Source organism: Hymenobacter koreensis (assembly GCF_039541855.1).
Taxonomy (GTDB): Bacteria; Bacteroidota; Bacteroidia; order Cytophagales; family Hymenobacteraceae; genus Solirubrum; species Solirubrum koreensis.
Map to the genome: position 1 here is coordinate 1 of NZ_BAABHA010000012.1, position 6,667 is coordinate 6,667.

Annotated in this window: 8 protein-coding genes; 3 read left to right on the forward strand and 5 right to left on the reverse strand. The window is 55.2% G+C overall.

Annotated elements, in window-relative coordinates; all coding sequences use genetic code 11:
* Positions 1-280 precede the first annotated feature (280 nt).
* The gene (locus ABD903_RS17865) at positions 281-1,141 is read left to right on the forward strand and encodes an endonuclease/exonuclease/phosphatase family protein (RefSeq protein ID WP_345226589.1); all 861 of its coding nucleotides are present in this window, start codon (positions 281-283) and stop codon (positions 1,139-1,141) included.
* 3 nt (positions 1,142-1,144) lie between these two features.
* The gene (locus tag ABD903_RS17870) at positions 1,145-1,594 is read left to right on the forward strand and encodes a hypothetical protein (RefSeq protein WP_345226591.1); all 450 of its coding nucleotides are present in this window, start codon (positions 1,145-1,147) and stop codon (positions 1,592-1,594) included.
* Positions 1,595-1,783: 189 nt separating this feature from the next.
* Here the strand turns inward: ABD903_RS17870 and dnaB are convergent, their stop codons facing one another.
* The 5 genes from dnaB to ABD903_RS17895 all read right to left on the reverse strand — a co-directional run bounded on the left by dnaB (position 1,784) and on the right by ABD903_RS17895 (position 5,313).
* Positions 1,784-3,172, reverse strand: a complete 1,389-nt coding sequence (gene dnaB, locus ABD903_RS17875) for a replicative DNA helicase (protein ID WP_345226593.1) — start codon at positions 3,170-3,172, stop codon at positions 1,784-1,786.
* A 6-nt stretch (positions 3,173-3,178) separates the two neighbouring features.
* Positions 3,179-4,087 (reverse strand): DUF1376 domain-containing protein, encoded by a 909-nt coding sequence (locus tag ABD903_RS17880; protein ID WP_345226595.1) that lies wholly within the window; start codon positions 4,085-4,087, stop codon positions 3,179-3,181.
* A gap of 1 nt (position 4,088) precedes the next feature.
* Positions 4,089-4,667, reverse strand: coding sequence for a hypothetical protein (locus ABD903_RS17885; protein ID WP_345226597.1), 579 nt, complete (start codon positions 4,665-4,667; stop codon positions 4,089-4,091).
* A 77-nt stretch (positions 4,668-4,744) separates the two neighbouring features.
* Positions 4,745-5,062: a helix-turn-helix domain-containing protein gene (locus ABD903_RS17890; RefSeq protein ID WP_345226599.1), complete on the reverse strand. Its 318-nt coding sequence runs from the start codon at positions 5,060-5,062 to the stop codon at positions 4,745-4,747.
* 2 nt (positions 5,063-5,064) lie between these two features.
* A complete protein-coding gene (locus ABD903_RS17895; protein ID WP_345226600.1) occupies positions 5,065-5,313 on the reverse strand; it encodes a hypothetical protein in 249 nt (82 codons plus the stop codon).
* Between the two features lie 221 nt (positions 5,314-5,534).
* On the opposite strand from ABD903_RS17895, the gene ABD903_RS17900 reads away from it, so the two are divergent.
* Positions 5,535-6,266, forward strand: coding sequence for a S24 family peptidase (locus tag ABD903_RS17900; protein ID WP_345226601.1), 732 nt, complete (start codon positions 5,535-5,537; stop codon positions 6,264-6,266).
* The last annotated feature ends 401 nt before the right edge of the window (positions 6,267-6,667 follow it).

Consider the following 6,667-nt stretch of genomic DNA (forward strand, 5'->3'; position numbering starts at 1 on the left):
ACTCCGCCTGCAACTTACTGGCTCGTTTTTCTTTAGCCCCCAACCAATTCCCAAACACGCTCTAAAGCGTAAGTTTGAATGCTCAGGCTCATATAATTAACGGACCGGCGCTTCCAGCCTTTTTGTGAGGCCGATAAAGATCATTGCACGCTACGATCAAACTACGCGCCTATCTATTGATTTTTTATTCAGCACAAGGTCAATACGTTAAATCTTATTTATAATTTATAATAGAATATGTATAATTTCTACGTTATGTTTGCTTTCAAAGAACAGATCTATGAACATTGCATTCTGGAACATCGCATCTAAAGAAGATAAAAAAAAAACCGCAGATGAACAAAAAGACATTACTGATACCATTGTTCAATTTATTCTTGAAAGAGATATAGACATAATTTGCTTAGCTGAATCAAGAAATCAATTGATACTTTCTATTATAAAACAAATATTCGATATAACAGGATTAACTTACAATCATGTTTTGTCGAGCAAGGAAAAGGTTTCTATTATATCTTTTTACGATTTATCTGTATTCGAAGACAAAGGCGGACTTTACCCGTCCCCAAGATGGGCTGCACACTATATAAATCTACCTTCAATAATCGAATTAAATTTGATATCTGTTCATTTTCCATCTAAAGTCGATTGGCCTGCATCTAGCCAAGCTCTAGAGTGCGTGAACTTATCAAGGGATATACAATTGATTGAAAAAGAAACTAAATGCATTAATACAGTAGTTATAGGAGACTTTAATATGAATCCTTTCGAAGATGGCATGGTCGCAGCTAATGGATTAAATGCAGTTTCTGATTTAGATTACGCTTCAGATAACCCTAAAGGGAGAGAAATAAATAAGGAGCATTATAGGTATTTTTATAATCCGATGTGGAATTTCTTTGGCGATTCAAAAAAAACGCCAGGAACACATTATTATCGAACATCAGGTCATGTCTCACATGAATGGAACATGTATGATCAAGTCATCATACGCCCTTCATTAAAAGACTATTTGACATTACCGTGTGTTGATATTATTAAAAAAATACACACATCGGACTTGACAGCTGGAAAATATGGCCGGCCCGACAGCGCCAAATTCTCAGATCACCTTCCAATAATACTTCGTATAAACACCTAAAAAATGAACCAAAATAACATTTGGGAAAAAATCGATTTCACAGAACAGCCTGATGAATCTGCTTACGACCTACTTGCCCCCCAGGCTGAATTGCTGAGCAAACTTACAGAAGGAGTTTTAAAAATGGAGTTATATGCTATTGACTCAGTTTTAGGCCAGGAGCCTCCTATACCAGTCGCTGTCTATTCTTTATATGTTGTCGCCCCTCATTTAGGCAACTTCAAAAGAAAAATCATAGCAGTACTTGAAGGAAGGCACACTGGCAGATTCCCAGTGGATATTTACTGCGAGATAGATCAGATTAAGGACGAGGGAATTGAGAAAGACAACTTTGTTGAAAAAGTAACTGAAATAATGTCCCGCGAAGCTGTAAAAAGAACTATCGAGAACTTATATCGTCAAAGCAGAGAGCATTTAAGATCCTTAAGTAATAAGCAAAAACCGATAGCGTAAGTCAGCAGATTCCTGAATCCAACTGATTTAAATACTAAACCGCAGTAGCAAGATGTAATTTTCTTGCTACTGCGGTTTGTTGTATTCCTGACAGCACCCGCCTATCAAAGCAAAAATATTCTAATAAATTAGTCATCAATTTGTTGTTTTGTTTTTATTTAAATTATAGTTTTTACTAAAAGCGGCTCATTAGTCAATAAACACTCCACGGCGCAGGCTGCAGCCGGTGATGACCTCGTCGGTGGGACCGTTGCGATGCTTGGCTACGTCGAAGAGCACGGTGTCGGCGGTGGGGGTGCCGTCGTCGTACTCGCGGATGTCGTAGTACTCGCCGCGCCAGAGGAAGATGATGCAGTCGGCGTCCTGCTCCAGGGAGCCGGACTCGCGCAGGTCGCTCAGCAAGGGGCGCTTGTCCCCTCCCCTTTTCTCCACGTCGCGGCTGAGCTGGGAGAGGGCAATGACGGGTGTGTTCAGCTCCTTGGCCAGCTCCTTCAGGCCGCGGCTGATGCTGCTGACTTCCTGTTCGCGGTTGCCTTTCTTGTCGCCGTGCAGGAGCTGGATGTAGTCGACCAGCACCAGGCCGAGCGGCTGTTGAGCGTGCAGGCGGGCGCACTTGGCGCGCAGCTGCTGGATGCTCAGGGCGGGCGTGTCGTCAAAGTGCAGCAGGTGGCCTTGGGTGCGCAGGCGCTGGGCTTGCTGCTGGATGTGCTGCACCTGCTCGAGGCCACCGGGCAGCTCGCCGCGGCGCAGCTCGGCGTTGGTGTAGCCGGGTACTTCGCTGGCGATGAGGCGTTGCATGAGCTGCAGCGTGGGCATTTCGAGGCTGAACACGGCAGTGGGCACGCCGTGGTCGAGGGCAGCGGTGCGGGCGAAGTGCAGCAGCGCGGCGGTTTTGCCCATGGCGGGCCGGGCAGCCAGGATGACGAGGTCGGACGGTTGCCAGCCGCCGGTGAGGCCGTCGAGCTGGCTGAGGCCGGTGGGCACGCCGGTGGTGCCGCGGTGCTGCACGGCGTGGGTCAGGTGGGCAAAAGCGGCATCGAAAGCTGCGACGGCGGTTTGGCCAGCGCGGGTTTCGAGGCTGCGGTGCAGGGAGGTGAAGTAGGCTTGAGCATCGGTGAGCAGCTGCAGCGGGTCGCGGGTGGAGTCGTAGCCGTAGGCGGCCAGCTCGCGGCCGGCGCGGATGAGCACGCGGCGGGCGTGGTGCTGCTGCAGGATGCGGCAGTGGGCTTCTAGGTGGGCGGCGGAATGGATGTTGTAGGTGAGACCGGCGACGAAGGCGGGGCCGCCGATGCGCTGCAGCGTGCCGCGGTGGCGCAGCTGCTCGACTACCGTGAGCAGGTCGGCGGGGTGGCCGGCGGCGACCAGGTCGCGGATGGCCAGATAGACAAACTGGTGGTGCTGGTGGTAGAATACCTGCTCGTCGGGTAGCGTGGCCAGCAAGGTGCGCTGGGCTTCGGCTTCGAGCAAGGCGGCGCCGAGTACGGCTTTTTCCAGGTCCAGGGCTTGGGGCGGAACGTCGGCGCTTGGTGCTGGCGGTTGGGCCGCAGGTCTAGGGCGGGTGGTGGCAGTGGTTTTCATAACGGATTAGCGCCAGCGGTTGGGGTCAGGTGGACGGGGGGCGGTACGGGCCCGGGTGGGGGTGGCGGCGAGCTTGGCGGAGCCGGCGGCTTGGAACTGGGGGCGGCGGCGCATCCAGTTGCGGAAAGCGGCCCGCCAGTTGGCCATGGGCGTTTTGCCACCGACGCGCCAGCCGTTGCTTTCGAAGTGGTCGAAAAAGGCGGCGGCTTCGGTCTGGGCTTCGGCGTGGTCGGGGTGCTGCTCGGCGGCGTAGGCCTGCACTTCGGCCAGCGCCGGGGAACTGGTTTTGGTGGGGCGTTTGGCAGACGAAGTGGAGGCTTGGGCGGGCGCGGAAGCGGCGCCGGCCGCTTCTCTCTCGGAACGTAGTGTAGAGAGATTTGAAAGTGAAGATGAAAGGTTGTCCTTCTGTTGACCTTTGGCGGAACGGGTGTTGGCTGCAGGTTGAGCACCTGTTGACGTAGGGCCAACATCCGTTGCAATGGGCCGTGCAGCAGCTGATGCGGCGTGGTCTTTGGGCAACACGTGTTCAACGGGTGTTGCGCTGGCGGCAACAGGTGTTGGCTGCGTGGCTCGTTTGGCGGCGGAAGCTTTGCCGGCGCGGGCTTTCTGCTCGCGGTGCTGGAGCTGTTTGCAGGCCTCGGCGGCTAGGCGCGGGTTGTAACGCAGGGCGGCGTTGTCGGGCGCTTGGGGAAACTTGCTGAGCAGCAGCTCGCGGCTGTCGGACCACTGCGCCGTGGTGAGGCGGGCGGTACGCCGGAGCCGGCCCTCGTCGTTGGGCAGGTAGCCGGGGCGGTCCGACTGCCAGGCGTTGAACAACAACAGGCAATAGGCCCCCACCTCGTGGGCTTCCATAATCTGCACATCGGGCGAGCTGAGGAAGTCACCCGTGTAGAACATAAACGCGGGGGCCTTCATGCTACTGCGGGGCGGCGCTTAGCTGCGCGGGCGCGGCGTGGTTGTCCTCGAACAAATCGAGCTGGCGGTACTCGGTGCATTTGCCGCGGAGGGCGGCTTCTACTTCGGTTAAGGCAGTGGCGAGGGTGGCTTCGAGCAGGCCAGCGTAGGGGTAGCTGCTTTGCTCCTCGTCGAAGGATTGGTAGGGCGTGGTCAGGTTGAGCACGCGGCCGCCGGTCAGCTCGCGTTGGCCGATGAGCGTGACGCCGCCTTGGTTTTTGCCCATGGAGAAGCCGGTGACGGTGAACGAAGCGAAGCAGACGGGTAGCTCCTCGTCGTCGCTGGGCCAGTAGTCGGGCGTTTCGGTCAGCTGCTCGGTGAGCAGGCAGAGGTGTGGCACCAGGCGGCTGAAGGTGTGCGGCAAGTCGGGATGCACCTGCTCGGCGCACGTCAGGGCGAAGCTGCGCGGGGGCGCGTCCTCGCTGCGCTGCTCGGTGAATTCGCAGCTCAGGTGCTGGTCTTTGAGCTTGGCCTTCTGCACCTTGATGATGGAATGAACTTCGGGATTGTCGGGGCCAACAATGGGGAGTAGCTGGGACATGAAACGATAGGCTGATGCCGGGCCTAGGCAGCGGGAAGCAAGCCGCCGAAGCCAGCGGGTGTAATCGGATGAAGCAGCTAGGCGGCGGGGGCCAACTGCGTAGGCGACTCGCCGCCGTCGGCGGGCTGGCGGTGGTAGCGCGTCAGGTAGCGGGCCAGCTCCGATTGACGGAAGCCCCACTCCTTCTCGTTGATGCGGACGCCGGCCAAGCGGCCCTGGCGGCGGGCTTTGCGCAGGCCTTCGGGGGTCAGGCGCAGGTAAGCGGCGGCTTCGCGCACCTTCAGGATGCGGTCGGGAGCGGGTGGCGGAGGCGCGGGGCGGGCGGCTTTCAGCGCTTGTACATCGGACAGCAACTGATGCCACTCTTGTTCGGAAACCAGGATGGCGTGCTGCATGGCTAGAGGGCGGCTGCTTTGGTGGCACGGGCGCCGAGGGCCGCAATCCGCTTGCGCTCGATTTCGACTACGCTGATAAAGGCCTCGGCCACGTCGGTGTTGAGGTAGCGGCCGCTGAGCACGTTGTAGACCTGCTGCTTGGAGTAGGATTTACCCTGCGAAGCCAGCAGTTCAACCGTGCGGCGGGCGTAGTCGTTGCGTTTGGGCAAGGTGGCCCGCAGCTCCGAAATAATCTTTGCCAGATGTTCCATTTTGTTTGCTGTTTAGTATCTTTGTTTAGACGCCTTACGTACAAAACTGAAGACGTAAGTCGAAATAAGCAAAAAAAGTTTACACGCTAACAGCAAAAAAAGTGGAACAAAACTCACTCGTTGGCGACCGTATAAGCGCTCTAATGCAGCACTACGGCCTGTCAGCTTACCAGTTAGCTAAGAACTTAGGCTATGAAGGTCCACAAAAGTTGTATAAACTGGTGCAGAATAAATCGAAGCCCGGCTACGAAACTTTAATGGACATTCTGGATAACTACCCGGACCTGCGGGCCGAGTGGCTGATGCGCGGCGACGAGCCGATGCTTCGTTCTGCGGAGGCGTCGGCACCGGCGGCGAAGCAGCGGGATGAGTATGACGGGCTGCCGTACGCCGTGACCGTGGACGAGAACGGCGAGGAGCGAATCAGCATCGTGACGCCTAAGGCAGAAGCTGGCTACCTGGTAGCGCGGAATATGGAAGCGGTGATGCAGAATCTCGATACGATTAGCATCCCCGGTTACAAAGGCAAGACGGTGCGGGCCTTCGAGGTGTCGGGCGACAGTATGCAGCCGACCATTAGCCAGGGCGACCTAGTCATTGCGACGTTCACCGAGAGGCTGGATTTGATTCAACCCAAGCACGTATACGTGGTGGTAGCGGAAGACCGGATTATGGTCAAGCGCCTGCGCGGCCCGGTGAAGAAGAATGAGCCGATTGAGCTGCTGTCGGACAACCGGTACTACGACCCGTTCATTTTGCCGCAGAAGGAGCTGAAGGAGTTGTGGCAGGTGCAGGCGCTGCTCTCGCGCAGCATCCCGGCCAATACCAACGAAACGTTTGACCGGATGCTCGTGCTGCTGGAAATGCTGGCCCACGACTCGCAGCAGCTGCGCAATATTCTGCTGGATGTGGCGTCGCGTTATGACGTGAAACTAGTGGGTGAAAACGGCTGATTGGGCTGTTGACACCAATGCTGACACCAAGACTTTACCGACCACTCTGAAAAGCGGAGTGAATGGACAGTAAATAAGAAAGTTAGGGCCGTAAGTGAAGTGGTTCTCAGTACCCCGGCTCTGGGTACTAGGAAGCGTTAAAAGCGCTAACCAAAACAAGCCTCAAAAGCTGTAAATCTGTTCGCAGATGCAGTTTTTGAGGCTTTTTTGCGTTTAGGCCAGCCGAGATTGATTTCTATATCTGGCCGAATTTATACTACCTCAATGAAAACCATATATACCCAACACAAGAGCGATGTTAACAAGTTTAGACAGGTTTTCGCTGATTTTTAGCTAGGGCGTGTTGACAATCAGAGTAACCAAACGAAAGTAGCAGCGCAATGGGCGAAGGCCAGGAACGA